General features: G+C 61.8%; 22 protein-coding genes. 10 read left to right on the top strand and 12 right to left on the bottom strand.

Annotated elements, in window-relative coordinates:
* Window positions 1–54: 54 nt before the first annotated feature.
* From GR197_RS22515 to petA, 4 genes are all read right to left on the bottom strand, one after another.
* Window positions 55–600, bottom strand: coding sequence for an adenine phosphoribosyltransferase (locus GR197_RS22515; protein WP_164013575.1), 546 nt, complete (start codon window positions 598–600; stop codon window positions 55–57).
* Window positions 601–710: 110 nt separating this feature from the next.
* Entirely contained in the window at window positions 711–1,595 is an 885-nt protein-coding gene (locus GR197_RS22520) for a cytochrome c1 (protein ID WP_164013577.1), read from the bottom strand.
* 25 nt (window positions 1,596–1,620) lie between these two features.
* The gene (locus tag GR197_RS22525) at window positions 1,621–2,901 is read right to left on the bottom strand and encodes a cytochrome b (protein WP_164013579.1); all 1,281 of its coding nucleotides are present in this window, start codon (window positions 2,899–2,901) and stop codon (window positions 1,621–1,623) included.
* Between the two features lie 14 nt (window positions 2,902–2,915).
* A complete protein-coding gene (gene petA, locus GR197_RS22530) occupies window positions 2,916–3,494 on the bottom strand; it encodes a ubiquinol-cytochrome c reductase iron-sulfur subunit (RefSeq protein WP_164013581.1) in 579 nt (192 codons plus the stop codon).
* Between the two features lie 285 nt (window positions 3,495–3,779).
* Between petA and GR197_RS22535 the strand changes: the two genes are divergently transcribed.
* Window positions 3,780–4,712, top strand: a complete 933-nt coding sequence (locus GR197_RS22535; protein WP_164013583.1) for an endonuclease/exonuclease/phosphatase family protein — start codon at window positions 3,780–3,782, stop codon at window positions 4,710–4,712.
* Here the strand turns inward: GR197_RS22535 and GR197_RS22540 are convergent.
* A complete protein-coding gene (locus GR197_RS22540) occupies window positions 4,668–6,581 on the bottom strand; it encodes an ABC transporter ATP-binding protein (RefSeq protein WP_164013585.1) in 1,914 nt (637 codons plus the stop codon). The two genes, GR197_RS22535 and GR197_RS22540, sit on opposite strands and share 45 nt — an antisense overlap.
* Window positions 6,582–6,743: 162 nt before the next feature.
* Between GR197_RS22540 and GR197_RS22545 the strand changes: the two genes are divergently transcribed.
* Complete coding sequence (locus GR197_RS22545) at window positions 6,744–6,974, top strand: ribbon-helix-helix protein, CopG family (RefSeq protein ID WP_164013587.1); 231 nt, start codon at window positions 6,744–6,746, stop codon at window positions 6,972–6,974.
* Window positions 6,975–7,010: 36 nt separating this feature from the next.
* Here the strand turns inward: GR197_RS22545 and GR197_RS22550 are convergent, their stop codons facing one another.
* From GR197_RS22550 to GR197_RS22560, 3 genes are all read right to left on the bottom strand, one after another.
* Window positions 7,011–7,229 (bottom strand): type II toxin-antitoxin system RelE/ParE family toxin, encoded by a 219-nt coding sequence (locus tag GR197_RS22550; protein ID WP_246724656.1) that lies wholly within the window; start codon window positions 7,227–7,229, stop codon window positions 7,011–7,013.
* A 91-nt stretch (window positions 7,230–7,320) separates the two neighbouring features.
* Window positions 7,321–7,590, bottom strand: coding sequence for a ribbon-helix-helix domain-containing protein (locus tag GR197_RS22555; protein WP_164013589.1), 270 nt, complete (start codon window positions 7,588–7,590; stop codon window positions 7,321–7,323).
* A 98-nt stretch (window positions 7,591–7,688) separates the two neighbouring features.
* Window positions 7,689–9,545 (bottom strand): ABC transporter ATP-binding protein, encoded by a 1,857-nt coding sequence (locus GR197_RS22560; RefSeq protein ID WP_164013591.1) that lies wholly within the window; start codon window positions 9,543–9,545, stop codon window positions 7,689–7,691.
* Between the two features lie 389 nt (window positions 9,546–9,934).
* Here GR197_RS22560 and GR197_RS22565 point away from each other — a divergent pair, with 389 nt between their 5' ends.
* Entirely contained in the window at window positions 9,935–10,396 is a 462-nt protein-coding gene (locus GR197_RS22565; RefSeq protein WP_164013726.1) for a tRNA (cytidine(34)-2'-O)-methyltransferase, read from the top strand.
* A gap of 213 nt (window positions 10,397–10,609) precedes the next feature.
* Window positions 10,610–12,256: a Na/Pi cotransporter family protein gene (locus GR197_RS22570; protein ID WP_164013593.1), complete on the top strand. Its 1,647-nt coding sequence runs from the start codon at window positions 10,610–10,612 to the stop codon at window positions 12,254–12,256.
* Window positions 12,257–12,259: 3 nt separating this feature from the next.
* On the opposite strand, the gene GR197_RS22575 is transcribed toward GR197_RS22570, so the two are convergent.
* Complete coding sequence (locus GR197_RS22575) at window positions 12,260–12,520, bottom strand: hypothetical protein (protein ID WP_164013595.1); 261 nt, start codon at window positions 12,518–12,520, stop codon at window positions 12,260–12,262.
* Window positions 12,521–12,697: 177 nt separating this feature from the next.
* Here GR197_RS22575 and hemF point away from each other — a divergent pair, with 177 nt between their 5' ends.
* From hemF to GR197_RS22590, 3 genes are all read left to right on the top strand, one after another.
* Complete coding sequence (gene hemF / locus GR197_RS22580) at window positions 12,698–13,609, top strand: oxygen-dependent coproporphyrinogen oxidase (protein ID WP_164013597.1); 912 nt, start codon at window positions 12,698–12,700, stop codon at window positions 13,607–13,609.
* 103 nt (window positions 13,610–13,712) lie between these two features.
* Window positions 13,713–13,982, top strand: a complete 270-nt coding sequence (locus tag GR197_RS22585; protein ID WP_164013599.1) for a hypothetical protein — start codon at window positions 13,713–13,715, stop codon at window positions 13,980–13,982.
* A 115-nt stretch (window positions 13,983–14,097) separates the two neighbouring features.
* Window positions 14,098–14,283 (top strand): DUF1059 domain-containing protein, encoded by a 186-nt coding sequence (locus GR197_RS22590; RefSeq protein ID WP_164013601.1) that lies wholly within the window; start codon window positions 14,098–14,100, stop codon window positions 14,281–14,283.
* Here GR197_RS22590 and GR197_RS22595 read toward each other — a convergent pair whose 3' ends face one another.
* From GR197_RS22595 to GR197_RS22605, 3 genes are read right to left on the bottom strand one after another with little or no spacing between them, the layout of a single operon-like run.
* The gene (locus tag GR197_RS22595; protein ID WP_164013603.1) at window positions 14,284–15,561 is read right to left on the bottom strand and encodes a CCA tRNA nucleotidyltransferase; all 1,278 of its coding nucleotides are present in this window, start codon (window positions 15,559–15,561) and stop codon (window positions 14,284–14,286) included. It lies immediately after the preceding gene.
* The gene (locus tag GR197_RS22600; protein ID WP_164013605.1) at window positions 15,558–16,208 is read right to left on the bottom strand and encodes a CoA pyrophosphatase; all 651 of its coding nucleotides are present in this window, start codon (window positions 16,206–16,208) and stop codon (window positions 15,558–15,560) included. The genes GR197_RS22595 and GR197_RS22600 overlap by 4 nt, the downstream gene beginning before the upstream one ends.
* Complete coding sequence (locus GR197_RS22605; RefSeq protein ID WP_164013607.1) at window positions 16,205–16,828, bottom strand: DUF1285 domain-containing protein; 624 nt, start codon at window positions 16,826–16,828, stop codon at window positions 16,205–16,207. Before GR197_RS22605 ends, GR197_RS22600 begins: the two co-directional genes overlap by 4 nt.
* Before the next feature lie 158 nt (window positions 16,829–16,986).
* Between GR197_RS22605 and GR197_RS22610 the strand changes: the two genes are divergently transcribed.
* The 3 genes from GR197_RS22610 to GR197_RS22620 are packed head-to-tail and all read left to right on the top strand — an operon-like array spanning window position 16,987 to window position 21,741.
* The gene (locus GR197_RS22610) at window positions 16,987–17,997 is read left to right on the top strand and encodes an AAA family ATPase (protein WP_164013609.1); all 1,011 of its coding nucleotides are present in this window, start codon (window positions 16,987–16,989) and stop codon (window positions 17,995–17,997) included.
* Between the two features lie 13 nt (window positions 17,998–18,010).
* Window positions 18,011–18,931 carry a DUF58 domain-containing protein gene (locus GR197_RS22615; protein ID WP_164013611.1) on the top strand — a complete coding sequence of 307 codons (921 nt, stop codon included), beginning with the start codon at window positions 18,011–18,013 and terminating at the stop codon, window positions 18,929–18,931.
* Window positions 18,928–21,741: a DUF4159 domain-containing protein gene (locus GR197_RS22620; protein WP_164013613.1), complete on the top strand. Its 2,814-nt coding sequence runs from the start codon at window positions 18,928–18,930 to the stop codon at window positions 21,739–21,741. Before GR197_RS22615 ends, GR197_RS22620 begins: the two co-directional genes overlap by 4 nt.

Below are 21,741 nucleotides of genomic sequence, written 5' to 3' on the forward strand. Positions count from 1 at the left end.
TTGCGCATGTCGTTGCCGCAAAACCGCTACACACTTTTGCGCGATATGCTTTAGTCAATGGCCGGAGAATTCGACCAGCGTGTGAACGACGACGCCGAACTCTTCCAGCTTCTTGCGACCCCCAAGGTCCGGCAGATCGATAACGAAGCAGGCGCCGACCACTTCCGCGCCGATCTGGCGCAGCAGCTTCGTGGCACCCACTGCCGTGCCGCCGGTGGCGATCAGGTCGTCGACCAGGATCACCTTCTCGCCGGGCTGCACCGCATCGCGATGCATCTCCATCTCGTCGACGCCATATTCCAGGCTGTAGGCGATGCGCACGGTCTCGTGCGGCAGCTTGCCCTTTTTGCGGATCGGCACGAAGCCGGAGGAAAGCTGATGCGCCACCGCACCGCCGAGAATGAAACCGCGTGCCTCCATGCCGGCGATCTTGTCGATTTTCGTGCCCGCATAGGGTTGCACGAGTTCGTCGACCGCCCGGCGGAAAGCGCGGGGGTTGCCAAGCAGCGTGGTGATGTCCCGGAAGATGATGCCGGGCTTGGGGTAGTCGTGGATGGAGCGGATGCTGGCTGCCAGCTCCGAAGTCATATTCTTGTCCATCGAAAGTCCATATCTGCGAGCGAAATTCGCCGCACCCTATCAATTGCCAGGGGCGGAACCAACAAAAAAGGCGGCTCGCAAGCCGCCTCTAAGATTCCGGCAAGGAGCGCTCAATGCTCCTTGCTGGCGTAGACCGAGCGCTTCGTCAGGTAGATCAGCACAGTGAAGATCGCCAGGAAGATCATGACCATGAAGCCCATGCGTTTGCGCTCCTCGAGATGCGGTTCAGCGGCCCACATCAGGAAGGAGGAGACGTCCTTGGAGTACTGGTCAACGGTCTGCGGCGCGCCGTCGTCATAGGTCACCTGGCCATCGGAAAGCGGCTTCGGCATGGCGAGAACGGCGGCAGCATGGAAATACGGGTTATAATGTCCGCCCTGCGGCACCTGGAAACCGGCCGGCGGCTCTTCGTAGCCGGTCAACAGCGCGTGGATATAGTCCGGGCCGTTTTCCTGATACTGCGTGAAGATGTCGACGACGAAACGCGGGAAGCCGCGCTCGACTTCGCGGGCCTTGGCGATCAGCGAAAAGTCAGGCGGAGCCGCACCATTGTTGGAAGCGGCAGCCGCCTCCACATTGGCGAAAGGCGCCGGGAAGTGGTCGGAGGGAACCGCTTTGCGGGTAAACATCTCGCCGGCCGCATTCGGGCCGTCCTGGACCTCGTAGTTCGCGGCGAAAGCCTTTACCTGCGCCTCGGAATAGCCCAGCTCGTCGAGCATGCGGAAAGGCACGAGGTTCATCGAATGGCAGGCGGAACAGACCTCGGTGTAGACCTTGAGGCCGCGCTGAAGCTGAGCCTTGTCGTAATGGCCGAACGGACCGGCAAAACTCCACTCTTCCTCCTTCGGCTCCTTCAGCGGATAGTGCGGCGTCGCACCTTCCTCGTGATGGGCGGGTGCCGCGCCCTTGGCGGGCGTGGCTTCCTCGGCGAAGGCAGCGCTGCCGAGAACAGCAGCGACAGCGAGCGAAAGAATGCTTGTAACAAGCGTTTTCATATTTTTGTTCCCTTCCGCCGTGCGCTTACGCATTGGCCGCTGCACTGGCAGCAGCTGTCTTGTTGCGCTTTTCGAGCACCGCTTCGGTGATCGAGTTCGGAATGCGGCGCGGCGTTTCCACCAGGCCGAGAACTGGCATGGCGACCAGGAAGAAAGCGAAGTAGAGAAGCGTGCAGATCTGCGAAATCGTGGTGAACAGGCCCTCCGCCGGTTGCGAACCCAGCCAGCCGAGGATGATCGCATTGATAACGAACAGCCAGTAGAACAGCTTGTACCAGGGACGGTAGACGGCCGAACGGACCTTCGAGGTGTCGAGCCAGGGCAGGAAGAACAGCACGATGATCGCACCGAACATCACCAGAACGCCGCCGAGCTTGGAGTCGATCGGGCCGACGTTGAAGGTGATCGAACGCAGCATCGCGTAGAACGGCAGGAAGTACCATTCCGGAACGATGTGAGCCGGCGTCTTCAACGGGTCGGCCGGGATGTAGTTGTCGGCATGGCCGAGGAAGTTCGGCAGGTAGAAGACGAAATAGGCATAGACCAGCAGGAAGACGGAAACGCCGAGCGCATCCTTCATCGTTGCATAGGGCGTGAAGCGCACCGTGTCGGTCTTCGTCTTGACCTCGACGCCCGTCGGGTTGGTCTGGCCGGTGACGTGCAGCGCCCAGATGTGCAGGACCACCACGCCGGCGATCATGAAGGGCAAAAGGTAGTGCAGCGAGAAGAAGCGGTTCAGCGTCGGCTGATCGACGGCGAAGCCGCCAAGCAGGAACTGCTGGATCCATTCGCCGACCAGCGGGAAGGCCGAGAAGAAGCCGGTGATGACGGTCGCGCCCCAGAAGGACATCTGCCCCCAGGGCAGAACGTAGCCCATGAAGCCGGTCGCCATCATCAGCAGGTAGATGACCACGCCGAGGATCCAGAGGATTTCGCGTGGCGCCTTGTAGGAACCGTAATAAAGGCCGCGGGCGATGTGCAGGTAGACGGCGACGAAGAAGAAGGAGGCGCCGTTGGCATGCATATAGCGCAGCAGCCAGCCATGATTGACGTCGCGCATGATCTTTTCAACGGAGTTGAAAGCCAGCGTCGTATCGGCGGCATAATGCATGGCGAGCGTGACGCCCGTCAGGATCTGCACGATCAGCATGACGGCGAGCATGGCGCCGAAGGTATAGGCATAGTTCAGGTTCCTGGGAACCGGATAGGCAATGAAGCTGTCATAGACCATGCGCGGCAAAGGCAGGCGCGCATCGACCCATTTCTCAAGGCCGGTTGACGGCTCGTAGCTGGAATGGCCACTCATTAATCAGTCTCCCCTCAACCGATCTTGATCTTGGTATCGGATATAAACGAAAAGGTCGGAATCGCCAGGTTCTGCGGCGCAGGCCCCTTGCGGATGCGGCCGGCCGTATCATAGACCGAGCCATGGCAGGGACAGAACCAACCGTTGTATTCGCCGGCCTGACCAAGCGGCACGCAGCCGAGATGGGTGCAGGTGCCGATCATGACGATCCAGTTTTCCTTGTCCTTGCCACCTGAACGGTCGACACCCGTTGCCTGAGCGTCGGGCGGCAGGTTGGCATTGCGGGCGATCGGATCCTTGAGATCCGCCAGCGCAACATCGGCGGCAGCCTTCACTTCTTCAGGTGTGCGGTTGCGGATGAAGATCGGCTTGCCGCGCCACTTGACCGTCAGCGACATGCCGGGCTCGAGGCTCGCAACATCGACTTCGATGGAGGCCAGCGCCAGCGTCGACGCATCCGGGCGCATCTGGTCGACGAACGGCCAGGCAACCGCGACGGCGCCGACAGCACCCGCCATACCAGTGGTGAGATAAAGGAAATCACGGCGAGTAGGCTCTGTTGAAGCCTCGCTTGTCGTTACGTGTTCGCTCACGGCCTAACCATCCTCTGCGCAATTATCGCGGAATTCCGCCCTGCCCCCTCTGCCGGCGAATCGATCCAGACACAATTCGGCCATAGATTCCCCGGCAATCCGGCGCGTTCTAAGCTTGATCGCAAATTATGTCCAGCCTTGGCAAGGGGATGAGGGCACAATGTCGCGGGAATTTCCGATGAATTTTTTAAGGCAAACACAAGCTTGCTACTATGCTGCATTGCAACAAAAGGGTCGCCGTGATAGGCGCGATGGCAGCCACGCCAGCGAGCCGGACCGGAACGAATGAGAGACACGATTTTTTGCGTATTCAGCGTCCTCACGACGCTCGTCCTTGCCGTCGTCTCGCTGCGCTACGTCAGAGATTTCTATCTGCTTTCCTTCTTTTACAGCTTCCAGGTCCATCTGGCGGTGGCCGCAGCGGCGGCGTCTATCGCAGCCCTTCTCGTCAAGCGGCACTGGTATGGGGTGCTGACACTTAGCGTATCCGTGGTCCTTGCCGTCCACGGCGTCATGATGATGCGCGAATTCGCCGAGCCCGCTGTGGAAGAGAACCGCCCGGCCCTCTTCAAGCTAATGTCTTTCAATATCGAGAACGATAATTTCGCGAACGGCCGCGCAATCGCCGACATGGCCATCGCCTCCGGCGCCGATGTCGTCAACATCCTGGAGGCCGAACCGGTTTTGTCGGAACTGCCGCGGCTCTTGAAGACCTATCCCTATTACATCGGCTGTGGCGTCGGCATGCAGGAATGCGATACGCTGGTGCTGTCGAAGCGTCCGCTCATCGAACCCCGCATCCGCAACCTCGGCCTGCTCTGGCGCAACCGGCTGACGATATCGACCATCGATTTCGATGGTCAGAAGGTCAACTTCCTCGCGGCACACCTCACCAAACCCTATTATGACGAATTCCACGGCCTGGAGATCTGGGATCTCGCGGAGATAATTCCCTCCCTGCCAGGGCCGCTCGTCCTTGCCGGTGATTTCAATACGTCGATCCTGGCGCCCGACGTGCAGTGGCTCATGCGCGGCCAGGGCCTCGGCACGGTATCGCTGGAGCCGGCGACATGGCCGATTAAGGCAGGCGCCTTCGGCATTCCGATCGATCACGTCTTCAGCAAAGCACCGCTGCGGCTGAAATCTGTCCGCCGCATCCAGGACAGTTTCGGTTCAAATCATTTTGGCCTGATGGCGGAATTCGTCGTCGACCCCTGAGTTCTGATCGTCGCCCGCCGCCAGGAAGCCGCCGGACTGACGCGCCCAGAGCTCGGCATAGAGCCCGCCGCGGCGAAGCAGTTCGTCGTGGCTGCCCTCCTCGATGATCCGGCCGAGATCGACGACGATCAGGCGGTCGAGGGCTGCAATCGTCGACAGCCGGTGGGCGATCGCAAGCACCGTCTTGCCTTCCATGATCCGATGGAGATTGGACTGGATCGCTTCTTCCACTTCCGAATCGAGCGCCGACGTGGCTTCATCGAGGACGAGGATCGGCGCGTCCTTGAGCATGACGCGGGCAATGGCGATGCGCTGCCGCTGGCCGCCTGACAGTTTGACACCGCGTTCGCCGACATGCGCATCGAAACCTCTGCGGCCCTGCTGATCCTGCAGCCGCTCGATGAAGTCGATGGCTTCGGCGCGCCTGGCTGCCTCGACCAACCGCTCCTCGCCGGCATCCGGCCGTCCGAACAGGATATTGTCGCGCACCGAACGATGCAGCAGCGAAGTGTCCTGGCTGACGACGCCGATCTGCATCCGGAGCGATTCCTGCGTCACGGCCGCGATATCCTGGCCGTCGATGAGAATGCGACCGTCCTGAATGTCGTAGAGGCGCAGCAGCAGGTTCATCAGCGTCGATTTTCCCGCCCCCGAACGGCCGACGATCCCGACCTTTTCGCCCGGGTGGATGGTCAGTGAGAAATTCTCGACGACCGGCAGGTGACCCTTGCCGTAGCGAAAAGAAACATTGTCGAAGCAGATGCCGGGCTGCCGGATCAGCAGGCTCTTTGCATCCGGCCGGTCGACGAGCCCCAGAGGTTGGGATATCAGCTCGGCGGCGTTCTGAATGGTGCCAAGATTGCGCATGATACCGTTAAACTGTGTCATCAGCCGCCCGAGCAGGAAATTCAGCCTGAGCACCAGCGCCAAAGAGAATGCCACGGCACCGGAGCTGATCAGGCCGCGCAGCCAGAGATCGACGCTCAGCCCCGCCATCGTCACGATCATCAGGCCGGAGAGCAGCGCCATCGAAGCCCTGACGCCGGTGATGAACCGGGTGAAGCGCAGCACCGTATCCTGAAAGATATCGAAGCCCTGCCGCATATATCGATCGGTTTCCTCGTCGCGCGCAAACAGCTTCAGCGTCTGCATGTTGCTGTAGGAATCGACCATCCGGCCGTTCAGCATCGATCCGGCCTCCGCCGTTTCGCGGGAATGAAGCCGTATCCGTGGAACGAAGTGGCGGGCAAGCAGGCTGAAGGCGCCAAGCCAGAACAGCACGACGGCGGCAAGGGAAAAGTCCAGCCGGGCGACCAGCACCAGCGTCGTCACGGCATAAATTCCGACGAACCAGACGCTTTCCATCAGTGAAGTGACGAGATCCCCGGTTGCCTGCCCGGCCGACCAGACCTTGGTAACGATGCGTCCGGAGAAATCGCTCTGGAAGAACGATAAAGACTGCCTGGAGACATGGAGATAGGATTGCCAACGTGCTAGATTGTAGAAACCCGGCGTGATCACCTGCTGATCGACGAGCGCGATCAGGAACGCGACGACGAAACGCACCAGCCCGATGAGCGCGAGCATGCCGAACAGCTCGCCGCCATGGGCCGCGAGAAGACCGCTCCAGCCGGCGCCGGGCTTGATACTGCCAAGGATATCGACGAGCCGGCCGACGAACCAGAAAAGTGCGGCCTCGATGGCCGCCGATGTGCCGCCGAGAATGAGCATGGCGACGAACGGCATCTTCGCCTGGCCGATATAAAAACGGATGAAGCCGAGCGTCGAGCCCGGCGGCTGAAGATTGGCGCGCGGACGGAACGGATCGATCCAGGTTTCGAACAGGCGAAGGATGGGGCGCAGGAACATGGAAGCGATATAGGCGGATTGAGCCGAGCGGCAAAGGGAATGAAAAGCGGACGCAACCTTATATTTTGGTAATGAACGATAACATCGGCGGCATCGCCATTGATTACCCCCGAACCCGTCACAATCTGACGATACGATCGCGCTTCACCGGAGAGAATATCCATGGAACCGAAAATGCTCGATGTGCATATTCCGCTTCCGCTCGCGGAAAGGCTCGATGCCCTGGCTCTCGACCTGGCATTGCCGCGCGACGAAATCGTCACCGAGGCCGTTACCGCCTGGCTCGACCAAGAGGAGCGCCGCCGTATCGTCGCGCTGCGCACGCTCGCCGCCGCCAATACCATCATCCTCGTCGAACATGACCGCGTCATCGACTGGGCCGACAGTCTTTAAGCGGAGAGCACGCGCGGCATCGTCGCCAGGAGGGCATCAATTCCCGCCGAGAATACCGACAACATCTTGACGGCCGTGCAGAACGCGCAAGATCGTAACCGATTCATTTTCAACAATATAATAGGCGCGAATATCCTCGAAGCCCGGAACAGGCCATGATCTCACGCCAACGAGATTTGAATTGCTGAATGTCTTCGGTGTGCCGGAATTCGGATATTCGAGAAGACGTGTGAAAGACTGCTCGGCAGCACGCAAAAACCGCAGACCGAGCTCCTCTCCGCCATGCTCCGCAAGATGGAGAGCTGCAACAGCATGTCGTTGCGAGCTGCCGGTTTGACGGCAAGCTTCACGGCGACTTCTTATTGCTCTGCGCCGCCAGCAACTGTGCAGCTTCTTTTCTCAGATCACTCCAGAACGCGGGCGTTGCCTCCACAGCATTGCCCGATGCCAGGCCCTCAAGCAGCAAAGCCTCCAGCCGCGCCTCGTTTTCACGCTCCTGCGCATCCCGAACGAGGCCTCGAAAATACTCGCTGACATTGCCATAGCCCTTGCTGGCCATCTGGCTTTCGACAAAAGCCTTGAGGCTGTCCGGCAATGAGATCGTCACGGTCGCCATAAGCAACATTCCTCGTTCAGATAAAGAAATGCAACACGTGTTCTTAACTGTTCTCAACTGTTAAGAAGCCCTCCCGGCTTCCGCCGGGAAGGCTTTTATCATTCCGCCGCCTCTTCCGCCTCTTCGGCGTGATCGGAGAGGAAGCCGCCGGACTGGCGGTTCCAGAGGTCGGCGTAGATGCCGCCTCCTTCGACGAGTTCAACATGCGAGCCGGCCTCGATGATCCGGCCCTTGTCGAGCACGATCAGCCGGTCCATCTCCGTCAGCGTCGAAAGCCGATGGGCGATCGCGATCACCGTCTTGCCCTCCATCAGGGCAAAGAGGTTTTCCTGGATCGCCGCCTCGACTTCCGAATCGAGCGCCGAGGTCGCCTCGTCGAGCACCAGGATCGGCGCGTCCTTCAGGAAGACGCGGGCGATCGCGACGCGCTGCCGCTGGCCGCCGGAGAGCTTGACGCCGCGTTCGCCGACCTGCGCGTCGAGCCCCTCGCGGCCCTGCATGTCGACCAACCCTTCGATGAACTCCCAGGCATTGGCGCGCTTGGCGGCCTCGATGATCTCGATGTCCGAGGCATCGGGACGGCCATAAGCGATGTTGTCGCGGATCGAGCGATGCAGCAGCGAGGTATCCTGCGTCACCACGCCGATCAGCGAGCGCAGGCTTTCCTGCGAGACGCCGGCGATGTCCTGCCCGTCGATGGTGATGCGCCCGCTCTCCAGGTCGTAGAAGCGCAACAGCAGGTTCATCAACGTCGTCTTGCCGGCGCCGGAGCGGCCGACGAGACCGACCTTCTCGCCCGCCTTGATGTCGAGCGACAGGTTGTCGATGACCCCCTTGCTCTTGCCGTAGTGGAAGCGGATGCGGTCGTAATGGATCGCGCCCTTCTTCGCCGTCAAACTGGGAGCGCCCGGCTTGTCGACGATGTCGTGCTGTTTGCTCATCATCTCCATGCCGTCATAGACCGTGCCGATATTCTCGAACAGCGCCGAGACTTCCCACATGATCCATTGCGACATGCCGTTGACGCGCATCGCAAGTCCGATGGCGATGGCAATGGCGCCGACCGAGATCGCCCCGTTCAGCCAGAACCAGATCGACAGACCGGAGATGACGAAGAGCGCGACACAGTTGTTCAGATAGACGCTGATGTGGAAGAGCGTCACCTTGCGCATCTGCTTGTGCACGGTCTGCAGGAACTCGTCCATGCCCTCCTTGGCATAGACCTCCTCGCGGCCGGCATGCGAAAACAGCTTGACGGTGGCGATATTCGTATAGCTGTCGACCACGCGCCCCGTCATCATCGAGCGCGCATCCGCCTGCGTCGCAGCGATCTTGCGAAGCCGCGGCACGAAATAGGCGACGATGCCGATATAGACGGCGAGCCAGACGAGGATCGGGATCATCAGCCGCCAGTCTGCCGCCGCAATGACGATGATCATCGTCAGGAAATAGGTCACGACGTAGACGAAAACGTCGAGGATCTTCATCACCGTTTCGCGCACGGCAAGCGAGGTCTGCATGACCTTGGTCGCCACGCGCCCGGCAAACTCATTGGCGAAGAACGTCATGCTGTGACGCAGCAGGAAGCGGTGCATCTGCCAGCGTGCGATCATCGGATAATTGCCGAGCATCATCTGATGCATGATCAGAGAATCGAGCCCCGCCGTCAGCGGCAGGCCGATCAGCACCAGCGCCGCCATCCAGAACAGCTTATGGCCCTCCCTGTCCAGGAAGTTGGCGCGATCGGCATTGGTCAGCCAGTCGACGATGTCGCCGAGGAACTGGAAGAGCGCCACTTCGCCGACGGCGATCAGCGCGGTCAACAGGGCCATCAGCCCGAGCCATGGCGCCGCCGGTTTGCTGTAGTGCCAGCAAAAGGCAAAGAGACCCTTCGGCGGAGCAACGGGCTCCTCGCTCGGAAAGGGATTGAGTCGCTGTTCGAACCAGCCAAACATGAAATTGCTCCGAAACGTCAGCGTTCCGGCTCCCGGCTTCGCGCCATCCCGGCGCATGCAAGCACATATGGGAACCGAACGTTCAAGGGGCGAGGCTGAAAACAGCCGCACAATGGATCAAAAGGGGGATTTCAGAAAGAAACGCGCGCTAGCGGCGCCATGTCGCCTTGATCGGCATCACGGCGGGAAAGCGCATATTGAGCAAAATATTCATGACGGCCCTCCCTGCTGGCGGCTGAAGACATGCATGGATAACGCGAAAATCGCGAAATTTCCAGCCCCATTATGGCGCAAATTGAACGTTTCAGGGCCAAACTGCGCCCTGTTGCGCCGAAAGCAAGGTTGCATTAGGCCTCTCGCGTAGAAACGGAACCCAAGAAGCGGGCATGATGACGGACCTGAGACTGGCACTCTATCAGCCGGATATTCCCGGCAATACCGGCACGATCCTGCGTCTTGCAGCCTGCCTGGGCTTCGCCGTCGATCTGATCGAGCCCGCCGGCTTCGACGTCTCCGACCGCAACCTCAAACGATCAGGCATGGATTATATCGCCGCAGCCAGCCTCACCCGCCATGTCAGCTGGGACCGCTTCGAGGCGTGGCGTCAGACCAGCGGCCGCCGCCTGATCCTCGCCTCGACCAAGGCTGCGGATCGTTACACCGATCTTGCCTTTCGCCCCGACGATATCCTGCTTTTCGGTCGCGAAAGCGCCGGCGTGCCGGATCAGGTCCATGAGAGGGCCGATGCCCGCATCCTGATCCCGATGGTCGAAGGCCAGCGCTCGATCAACGTCGCCGTCTCGGCTGCGATGATCGTCGGCGAGGCAATGCGCCAGACCGTCTGGGCCTGACCGCTGCTGGCGCGGGCAGAGCAAAAAGCCCGCAGAATTGCGGATCTGCTGAGGAATATGTCGCAAAATAGCGTTGTCTATCCGTCAAACCGGCGTATATTTATTAGCCGAGCAATCAAAAATGCTGCATAGCCTCCATGATTCCAATAGGTTGGACGCCATGTGAGGAAAGCACCACTTCTCAAGACTACGAAAGAAGAATAAAAACAAGAAATGGATTCCACAATCATCATGATCAACCTGTTCGGCGCCGTGGCCTTGCTGCTGTTCGGCCTTGCGCAGGTGAAGGACGGCGTGTCTAGGGCCTTCGGCGCGCGGCTGAGAACAGGGCTGGCAAGCGGTACGCGCGGTGGCTTCCGTTCCTTCCTGTCGGGGTTGGTGGCGACCATCGCGCTGCAGAGTTCAACGGCAACGGCGCTGATGACCGCATCCTTCGTCGAACGTGACCTGATCAAACCGCGCATGGCGCAGATCGTCCTGCTCGGCGCCAATGTCGGCACCGCGATCACCGCCTGGATCGTGGCGACGGGCATCGAATGGCTCTCTCCGCTGCTGATTCTGACCGGCATCGTGCTTTACCGTGGCCGCTCCAGCGCCCGCCAGGGCGGTGGCGGCGCGCTGATCGGCATCGGTCTGATGCTGCTCTCGCTGCATCTCCTAGGCCTCGCCACGGAACCGATGCGCGACTCTCCGGCCCTCGCCGCCTTCATCGGCCTGCTGGACGGCGCGCTTCCCGTAGCACTGTTCTTCTCGGCAGGCCTCGCCTTCCTCTCCTCGTCGAGCCTGGCAGTGGTCGTGCTTATCCTGTCGCTCGCCTCGGCGGGCCTGGTCTCGGCTGAACTGGTCATCGTGCTCGTGCTTGGCGCCAATCTCGGCGGCGCGATACCGCCTGTCATCGCGACATTGTCCGGCCCGGTTTCGGCGCGGCGCGTCACCCTTGGCAATCTGGCCGTCCGGACGCTCGGTTGCTTCATTGCCCTGCCACTGGCCGGTTATGGCGCCGAACTCATCCAGATGCTGCCCTTCGGCCCGGCCAAGCTGCCGGTCGATGCGCATCTCGCCTTCAACCTTCTGCTCGCAGCACTCGCCTGGCCATTCTCCCGGCCGCTCGCCACCCTGATGGCCCGGCTGGTGCCGGATCAGCCGGAGCCTGATAACGCGCCGAAATATCTCGATGCGCAGGAGCTTTCGACACCGGTCATTGCCCTTGCGAGCGCCACCCGCGAAGTGCTCGGCGTCGGCGACCTCATCGAGCGCATGCTGGTTAGGGTCTCCGAAGCCTTCGAGCAGAATGACGCCAGTAAACTTGCCGAAATCCCGGCTCTCGAAGAGCGCGTCGACCGGCTGCAGCAGGCAGTGAAGATCTATCTCTCGAAGCTCGGCCGCGAGGGACTCACCGACGAGAACGCCCGCCGTTCGATCGTCGTCATCGATTATGCGATCAATCTCGAACATATGGGCGACATCATCGAGAAGGGCCTGCGGGAACAGGTGGCGAAGAAGATTTCACTTGGCCTGAAATTTTCCGATGACGGTCATCAGGAACTGCGCAAGCTGTTCGACCTGACGATCGACAATCTGCGCGTCGCCCAGACGATCTTCGTCACCCGCGACTTCAATCTCGCGCGGCAGATGATGGAGATAAAGGTTGAGGTGCGCCGGATGGAGAAGCAGTCGGCCGAACGCCATCTCGAACGCCTGCGGGACGGCCGCGCCGACAGCCTGCAGACCAGTTCGCTGCATCTCGACATGCTGCGCGACCTGAAACGCGTCAACGCCCACATTGTCTCTGTGGCGCATCCGATCATGGACGAGAGTGGCCTGCTGATCGAAAGCCGTGTGCGACCCGCGGCGGAATGACGATTAATCTGCCGAAGGCAGGCGGCGCATGGTGAATTCGATCTGGTCGCCGTCGAGCTGGCGCCAGCTCTCCACCTCTGTCCAGTAGGCGGCTTTCGGATATTCGTCGAACCATTCGCGCGCCTTGGCGCGTGCGTCGGTCAGGCCGAGGCAATAGGTCTCACGCACGAAGTGGCCTTTCCTGGGCGTTGAAGTTTCCGCTCGATGTTTGGCAATCCTGCGCTTCAGGCCGTCAAAGGACGGAGGTCCTGGAACTTTTTTCATCAAACCTACCTCTTTGGAAAAGGTAGTATCGAAATTCGCGATTTGCGAGTCGAATCTTGGAAGCGCTTGGGCATGCTGCCTTGGCTTGGCGAGATGCGGCGCCACCTGCTAAACGGGGCGGGCAATCGAGAATGAGCGAGTCGCTTCCTATGGAGATGCCGACCGCCGGAGGCGCGAATGGAAAGACCCGAACTGCCGATCGGCTTGCCTGAAGATATAGAAGATAAGAAAGCGGCCGCGCGCAACTGGTTCGAAGGACTGCGCGATACGATCTGCGCCTCCTTCGAAGCCCTTGAAGACGAGCTGGAAGGCCCGCTCTCCGATCAGGAGCCCGGCCGCTTCGTCGCCAAGGACTGGTCGCGCGAAAACGGCGCCGGCGGCGGTGGCCGCATGTCGATGATGGAGGGCCGTGTCTTCGAGAAGGTCGGCGTCCACACCTCCACCGTCCATGGCGAGTTCTCCACGGACTTCCGGGCGCAGATACCCGGCGCCAAGGACGATCCGCGTTTCTGGGCCTCGGGCATTTCGCTGATTGCCCATCCCGTCAATCCCAACGTCCCGGCCGTGCATATGAACACCCGCATGGTCGTCACCACCAGCCGCTGGTTCGGCGGTGGCGCCGATCTGACGCCGGTGCTGTCGCGCCGCCGCACCCAGGAGGACGAGGACAGCCAGCTCTTCCACAAGGCCATGGAGATCGCCTGCCGCAATCATGCCGTCGCCGACTACGATGCCTACAAGGCCTGGTGCGACGAATACTTCTTCCTGAAGCACCGCAACGAGGCCCGCGGCATTGGCGGCATCTTCTACGACTGGCTGCATTCGAGCGCGGAAGCTGGCGGCTGGGACGCCGATTTCGCCTTCACGCGCGATATCGGCCGGGCCTTCGCCATGGTCTATCCGAAGATCGTCCGCTCCAACTTCAATAAGTTGTGGACGGAGGCTGACCGCGACGAACAATTGATCCGCCGGGGCCGCTACGTCGAATTCAATCTGCTGTATGATCGCGGCACGATCTTCGGCCTGAAGACCGGCGGCAACGTTGAATCCATTCTCTCATCGTTGCCCCCCGTCGTCCGCTGGCCGTGACACTGTGATAACTCATCGATAAATTCGAGTTGATGGGCCTTCACGAAAATTAAGCGTGTCCTAACTTTATATGTATGTGCGTAACAATCGGAGGAGGATTGTCATGACGATACAAAGTGGCTCGCCTGCGTCCACGGATGTCCAGGAAACATCCCACACGATCGACACATCCGAGTTTCTGACGCGCATCGCCGAGAAATTGCGGACCAAGAGCGGCTCGGATCTGCCGCTGTCCTGCTTCATCGAGCAGGTCAAGCTGCAATTGGCTGGCGGGAAGTCGCCGGAACAGCTGCAGAACGAAGCAGCCGCCGCCAACAGCAACATGCCCGGCCAGCTTTCGGATACCTACAAGGCCTGGGCGATGCCCGACTGACATTGCCTTTACCGGCCGGCATATCGATGCCGGCCGGAACCTTCCCTCCCCCCCGCACATTCATAAATCGCGTGAGATTGCGATCGTCTTTGTGTTTCGAACAGAGGAGAAGACCATGCGACTTTTCGAATGTGGCAGCCTCGTGCCGGGCTGCGCCTGGCATACACGGGCGGACAGCGACGCCGAGGTGGTCCGCCGCGCCGTCGAGCACCTGAAAAACGCTCACGGCGAAACCACGATCCGCGAGAACATGGTGGATAATATCAAGGCTCGCATTCGTGACGAGGTGAATGCAGCCTGATTATTGTACCTGTTCCAGCAGCCGGGCGAGCAGCGCCGCCCGGTCGGAAACGAAGTTTTCCTCCACCCACTGGTTTTCCAGGCCGGCAAGCAGCGCCCCGACGCGCGGGCCGGAGGCGATGCCGACCGACATCACGTCGCCGCCGTTCAGCGGAAATTGCGGCTTCTTCCAGTTCGCGGCATAATCCAATAGCTTGGTGAGCCGCGCCGATCGCGCCATTTCATCGAAATCCCCTTCGGCCTTGCCGCGCGCAACGCCGAGCGCCAGCTTGAGCCGCGTCATGATGCCGTCGGCTCCGTTGCGGTAAAGCAGCCGTTCGAAGGCGGCCGACGACATGTCGTCATTGGCGGGCGCGGCCATTGCCCAGGCCTTGAGGGTAGCCGCTTCCGCATTCGAGAGCTTGAGCCGGCCTGACAGCGCCTCCAGCCGCGCTGCATCGGGCGGCACGATCGCCGCAAGCCGTAGCAGCGGATCGGGCGTCCAGCCGAGCGCCTTTTCGGTGGCGACCAGCGAAGGAATGGCATCGATCCCCCATAGTTCCGATTCCGGCAGGATTTCCGTCAGCACTGCCACCTGCCGCATCCAAAGCAGCGCTCTGCCTGGATCGGCAGCACCGAGCAGCTTCCGCAGTTCCGACCAGAGGCGTTCTGCGGAAAGCGTCTTCAGTTTCGACCGCGCCGCCGCACACGCCTTCAGCCCCTCTGAATCCGGCCGTCCGGAGCCGTAATAGGCAAAGAAGCGGAAGAACCGCAGGATGCGCAGATGATCCTCGGCGATACGCTTTGCCGCATCGCCGATGAAGCGGATGTTGCGCCTCTCGATATCGGCAAGCCCGCCGACCAGATCCACCACCTCGCCCTTGGCATCGGCATAAAGCGCGTTGATCGTCAGATCCCGCCGTTCGGCATCTGCCTTCCAGTCGGTGCTGAAGGCAACCTTGGCATGGCGCCCGTCGGTCTCGACGTCGGTGCGAAGCGTCGTCACCTCGAAGGGCTTGCCGTCGATGACCAGCGTCACCGTGCCGTGCTGCAGGCCCGTCGGTACCGCCTTGATGCCGGCCTCAGCCGCCCGCTCCATCACCGCCTCCGGCCTGAGTGTCGTGGCAATGTCGATATCGCTGACCGGCAGATCCATCAGGCTGTTGCGCACGGCGCCGCCGACGATCCGCGCTTCCCCGCCACTGGCCCCAGCATCGGCCCCACCGTCGTCATTGAGAAGTGCCAGGATCCGGCCGAGCGCCGGGTCGCGGAACCATGCTTGGTCGGCAAGACCGGTCATGCATAAAGCCTTTCGTAAAGCGTGCGGACGATGCCGGCTGTGATGCCCCAGATCATTCTGGTTTCATAGGGCACGCGGTAGAAATGCCGGTCGATGCCGTCGATGACACGCCGGTCGCGGGTATGATTGGCAGGGTCCATCAGGAAGGAAAGCGGCACCTCGAACACGTCGTCCACCTCAGCCGGGTTCAGCGTCAGCGCAAAGCCCGGCGTGACGACGCCAAGCACCGGCGTGATGCGGAAGCCGGTCGAGGCAAGATAATTCGGCAGCCGCCCGACCGTCTCGACGAAGGAACCGGAGAGCCCGATCTCCTCCTCCGTCTCGCGGATTGCCGCCATCTCAGGTGAGATATCGGCAGGATCGATCGAGCCGCCAGGAAAGGCGATCTGCCCGGAATGTTTGCGCAGCGTCGCCGTGCGCTTGGTGAAAATCACACGCGCCTCCTCACCATCGTCGACGACGGGCACAAGCACGGCGGCGTCGCGCAATTTGAAGGTCTCGACCTCGGCGACGATATCGGGATTGAGGATGTGGTCCCCGTGATCACGCCAGGCATGATCGACCGGGCCGCCATTCTGGTTGAGCGCGCGGCGGCGGAATTCGGCTGCTGAGAACAGCGGATAACGGTGGGTGATCGCATCATTCATCGGCAAAGAGCATCCAGTTCGTCGGCCGGCATGACCGGGAAGACCTCGCCGGCGGAACGGATCGCAAACATCGCCCGCCCCTCCACGTCGAAAATCTCGCCCAGCGCGACCAGTTCATACATCACCGCACGCGACACCAGCGCCTCCAGCCGCCCGCGCACATGCAGATAGGGTTTCAGTTCGGCATTCTCGCCCGCAATCGCAAAGCGCAGCCGATGCTCTCCTCCCGCCTCCACGACATCGCCGACATTGGTGCGGAAGGTCAGCACCCGTTGGCCTTGCCCCTCCGTCACGCTCATCTCAACGGCGATGAACGGAGCATCGACGACCCTTATCCCGACCTTTTCCACAGGAGTTACGAGATAGGTCTTCTGGTCGTCATCCTTCCTCAAAACCGTCGAAAACAGCCGCACCAACGCCGGCCGGCCGATCGGCGTGCCCATGTAGAACCAGGTGCCGTCGGCCCTGATCTCCATATCGATGTCGCCGCAGAAAGGCGGATTCCACCGCTCGACCGGCGGTAACCCACGTTTTTTTCCGCCGCTTTCATCAGACGCGCGCGAAATCAGCGCAGCAAGTCCCGCCGCATCCGCCCGTCCGCTGATTTCCTCGGCTGCCATTCTTCCGTCCCGGTTTGTCCTTAACGAAGTGATGTCACGAGATAGTCATTCGCAACGAACTTGTCAGCCCGTCACATCTCCATAACTCTATCGGGTATGAGGCACATGTATAAGTCCGCCGATTCGCTGCCGAATGATTTCAGCCGTTGGAGATGCCCATGGGTATGATGAAGACCGAAGCCAGCCTCGATGAAAAGGCGATCGTCGCCGCAGCCGAAAAGGCGCTCTCCGATATCGCCGCCATCCGCGGAGAAGTCTCGAAAGTGATCTTCGGTCAGGAAAGCGTCGTCGAGAACACCATTCTTGCCGTTCTGTCCGGCGGTCATGCTCTGCTCGTCGGCGTTCCCGGCCTTGCCAAGACCAGACTGGTGACGACGCTCGGCGAAGTGCTCGGCCTCGCCGCCAATCGCATTCAGTTCACGCCGGACTTGATGCCCTCGGATATTCTCGGATCCGAGGTGATGGACCAGGACGACAGTGGACGCCGCTCTTTCCGCTTCGTCAAGGGCCCTGTTTTCGCTCAGCTGCTGATGGCCGACGAGATCAACCGCGCCTCGCCGCGGACCCAGTCGGCCCTTCTGCAATCGATGCAGGAATATCACATCACCATCGCCGGCCAGCGGTATGATCTGCCGGCCCCCTTCCATGTGCTCGCCACCCAGAACCCGCTCGAGCAGGAAGGCACCTATCCCCTGCCCGAAGCCCAGCTCGACCGCTTCCTGCTGCAGGTCGACGTCAACTATCCCGAGCTCGCCGCCGAGCGCCAAATCCTGCTCGAGACGACGGGCTTGGGAGAAACCCGGCCGGAAGCCGTCATTAACGCGCAGCGGCTGATCGAGATTCAGACCCTGGTGCGTCAGATGCCGGTAAGCGACACGGTCGTCGATGCCATCCTGGCGCTGGTGCGTTCCGCCCGTCCCGGACAGGGCAATGCCTCGACCGACAAAAACGTCGCCTGGGGTCCGGGCCCGCGCGCCGGCCAGGCGATGATGCTCTGCGCCCGCGCCCGGGCGCTCTATGAAGGTCGTCTCGCGCCCTCGCTCGACGATATCTTTGCGCTCGCCGAACCCATTCTCCAGCACCGCATGGCATTGACTTTCGCTGCCCGCGCCGAAGGCATGTCGGTGCGCGACGTCATCGCCGGACTGGTCAAGCAGGCAAAGGGATAAGGAAGCCGGACGCGTGGCATCTATCGGACAGATCGTCAACCCGACACCCGGCAGCGATGCCCTTTCCCGCGCCAGGCAGCGGGCCGCCCTGGTGCCGGACTGCCTGGTGGAAGCCAAGCGCATCGCCAACACAGTGATCGCCGGCTGGCATGGCCGCCGCAAGCGCGGCATCGGCGAGAATTTCTGGCAGTTCCGTCCTTACACCGAGGGCGAAAGTCTGTCGCGCATCGATTGGCGCCGCTCCGCCCGCGACGACCATACTTATGTGCGCGAGCGCGAATGGGAAGCGGCCCACACGATCTGGCTCTGGTGCGACATGTCGCCCTCGATGATGTACAAGTCGAGCTATGGCAGCGTCTCAAAGGAAAGCCGCGCGCTGGTCGTCATGCTGGCGCTGGCTGAAATCCTTGCCCGCTCCGGCGAGCGCATCGGCTGCCCCGGCATCATGGAACCCGCCTCCGCCCGCAACGCCGCCGAGCGCCTTGCGGCTGCGCTCATGCATACGCCGCTGACCGGCGGCTTGCCGGAAACGGCGATGATCCGCGGCTGGAGCGACCTCGTCCTCATCGGCGATTTCCTCGATGATGCGCCGGCGATCATGGAGCGCCTCGGCCCCCTTGCCCGCCGCGGCCTGCGCGGCCACGTGGTCGAGATAGCGGATCCCGCCGAAGAGATATTCCCTTATAGCGGCCGCACCGAATTCACCGACCCGGAGAGCGGCGCCAAGCTGATTTCCGGCCGCGCCGAACACATCCGCGATGCCTATCGCAACGCCTACCTCGCCCGCAGGGACAGCCTCGGCCAGTCGCTGCGCCATCTCGGCTGGACCTTTGCGACCCACCGCACCGATCATCTGGCGTCGGAGGCGCTGGTTGCTGTGCACATGTATCTGTCCGGCATGCCGGCCAAGGCAACGCATGGAGGGCAGCTATGACCGCCCTTCCCTTCGCTTTCGCCTTTCCCGCCATTCTCGGCGCGCTCGTCGCCCTCCCCGTCATCTGGTGGCTGCTGCGGCTGACGCCCCCACGTCCGAAGACCGAGGTCTTCCCTCCGCTCAAGATCCTCGCCTCTGTGTTGAAGCGCGAGGAGACGCCGGCGCAGAGCCCGTGGTGGCTGACGCTGCTGCGCATGCTGCTCGCCGCCACCATCATCCTTGCGATCGCCGATCCGGTTTTCAATCCGCGCACCAGTTCGCTCGCATCCGGTGGCCCGCTCGTCCTCTTCGTCGACAACAGCTGGGCGGCAGCGCCCGACTGGCAGCGCCGCATCCAGACGGCCGACGCGCTGATAGACGACGCCGAATCCGCCGGCACACCTGTGTCGATCGCCTTCACCGCCGATCCGACCAACAACGCCGTTCCAGGTAGTGCCGCTGCCGCCCGCGACAAGCTGCGCGCCGCCGAGCCGCGGCCGCTGGTGCCGGACCGCGAGCGCGCCTTCCAGGCGCTGCGCGCCGCGCTGAACGGCATAAAGCCTGGCACCCTCGCCTTCCTGGCCGACGGCGCCGCCGCCAAGACCGACGACGCGACAGTGCGCAGGCTCGCCGAACTCCAGCCCGCCGATCTCCGCCTGATCGAGGGTGATGCCGAACGGACGGTCGCCATCACCGCGGCCAACAATGCCGCCGATGCCATGACCGTCAAGGTCACACGGCTCAACAGTTCGCACGCCGCATCCGTGGCACTGAACGCCGTCGATACCCAAGGCCGCTCGATCGCCAACGGCAGGGTGGATTTCGCCCCAGGCCAGAGTATCGCGACGAGTTCGATCACCGCACCCTTCGAGATGCGCAACGATTTCGCCCGCGTCAGTGTCGATAACGCTGCGACAGCCGGCGCCGTCCACCTTCTCGACGACGCATTCAAGCGCCGCCGCGTCGTTTTGCTGTCCGGTGGAGGTGGGGATGAATTTCAACCGCTGCTCTCGCCGCTCTATTATATCCAGCGGGCGCTGCAGCCTTACGCGGATCTGATCCAACCGGCCGATTCCGATCTTTCGATCGCCATTCCGAAACTTCTCGCCAGCAACCCCTCCATCATCATCATGGCCGATATCGGCCGGCTGCCCGAGGACACCTACGAACCTCTGACGCGTTGGATTTCGAATGGCGGCATGCTCTTGCGTTTCGCCGGCCCGCGCATGGCCGCAGCCCCTGCGGACGATCCACTGATCCCTGTCATCCTGCGCCAGGGAGAGCGGGCGCTGGGCGGCACATTGTCCTGGAGCGAGCCGCAGTCACTTGCCGAATTTCCGAGTTTCGGGCCCTTCGCCGGCATAGCGCGTCCCACCGATGTCGTCGTCAAGCGGCAGGTTCTTGCCGAACCGACGCCTGATCTTGCCGAACGCACCTGGGCGAGCTTGGCTGACGGCACACCACTCGTCACGATGAAGCAGCTCGCCTCCGGCCAGATCGTCCTGTTCCATGTCACTGCGGAAGCGACTTGGTCCGATCTGCCGATCTCAGGCACTTTCGTCGACATGCTGCGCCACCTCCTGCAGATATCGCGCTCGGGCGGCGTGACGTCGGAGGCGCGCGGCAATGCGCGTGTCGCTGAAACCCTACCGCCATTCCGTATGCTGACGGCCAAGGGCACACTCGTCTCCGAGACGGGTTCGGCGCGGCCGCTCATTCCACAGGCCGGAGCCGAACCGACGGCGAATTTCGACAATCCGCCCGGGCTCTACGGTTCGGAAGATGGTTTCACCTCGCTGAACGTCCTGCCTGAGAACGCCGAACTGACGCCGCTCGACACAACAGGGACCAATGCCGTGCGCGAGGGGCTGATCGGCGGCGAAAGCTGGTCGGCAAAGCCCGCGCTTTTTCTCGCAGCCTTTCTGCTGCTGCTGGCCGATAGCCTGGTCGTCCTGTTCATGAATGGCGCCTTCTCGCGACTACGCCCGGCTACCCGCACAGCGGCGATGATCGCCATTGCGCTCAGTGCCGGCTTTCTCATGCAACCCGGCACGCTTCATGCCAACGACTCCCAGCCCGGCGACGACCTCATCCTGCAGAGGCTCGACAACACGCACCTCGCCTATGTCGTCACCGGCGAACAGGAGGTGGACGATATATCCGAGCGCGGTCTCGAGGGCCTCACCCAGTTCCTGACTTTCCGCACGACGCTGGAGCCGGCGCCGCCCGTGGGCATCGACCTCACCAAAGACGAGCTCGCCTTCTATCCGATCATCTACTGGCCGGTTTCGGCAACGGCGCCGGTGCCGTCGACGGCAGCGATCAGCCGGATCGACGCCTATATGCGCAATGGCGGCACTGTGCTTTTCGATACGCGCGATCAGATCAGCGCATTGGACAATGGCGGCAATGTCAGCGCCAACGGCCAGAGGCTGCAGGCAATCCTCGCCAATCTCGACATTCCGCCGCTGGAACCGGTGCCCTCCGATCACGTGCTGACGAAATCCTTCTATCTTCTGTCGAGCTTTCCCGGGCGCTACACCGGCAGCCCCCTTTGGATCGAGGCCCGGCAGGGCGGTCGCGAGCCGAGTGAAAAATCGGCGGCGACGGCCGACGGCGTTTCGCCGATCCTGATCACCGGCAATGATTTCGCCGGCGCCTGGGCAATCGACGACAACGGCATACCGATCCTGCCGACCGTGCCCTCCGATGAAGCGCAGCGTGAATATGCCTACCGTGCCGGCGTCAACATCATGATGTACATGCTGACCGGCAACTACAAGACCGACCAGGTCCATGTTCCCGACCTTCTCGAACGGTTAGGACAATGA

It is taken from the genome of Rhizobium phaseoli, from assembly GCF_010668805.1.
Classification (GTDB): Bacteria; Pseudomonadota; Alphaproteobacteria; order Rhizobiales; family Rhizobiaceae; genus Rhizobium; species Rhizobium phaseoli_A.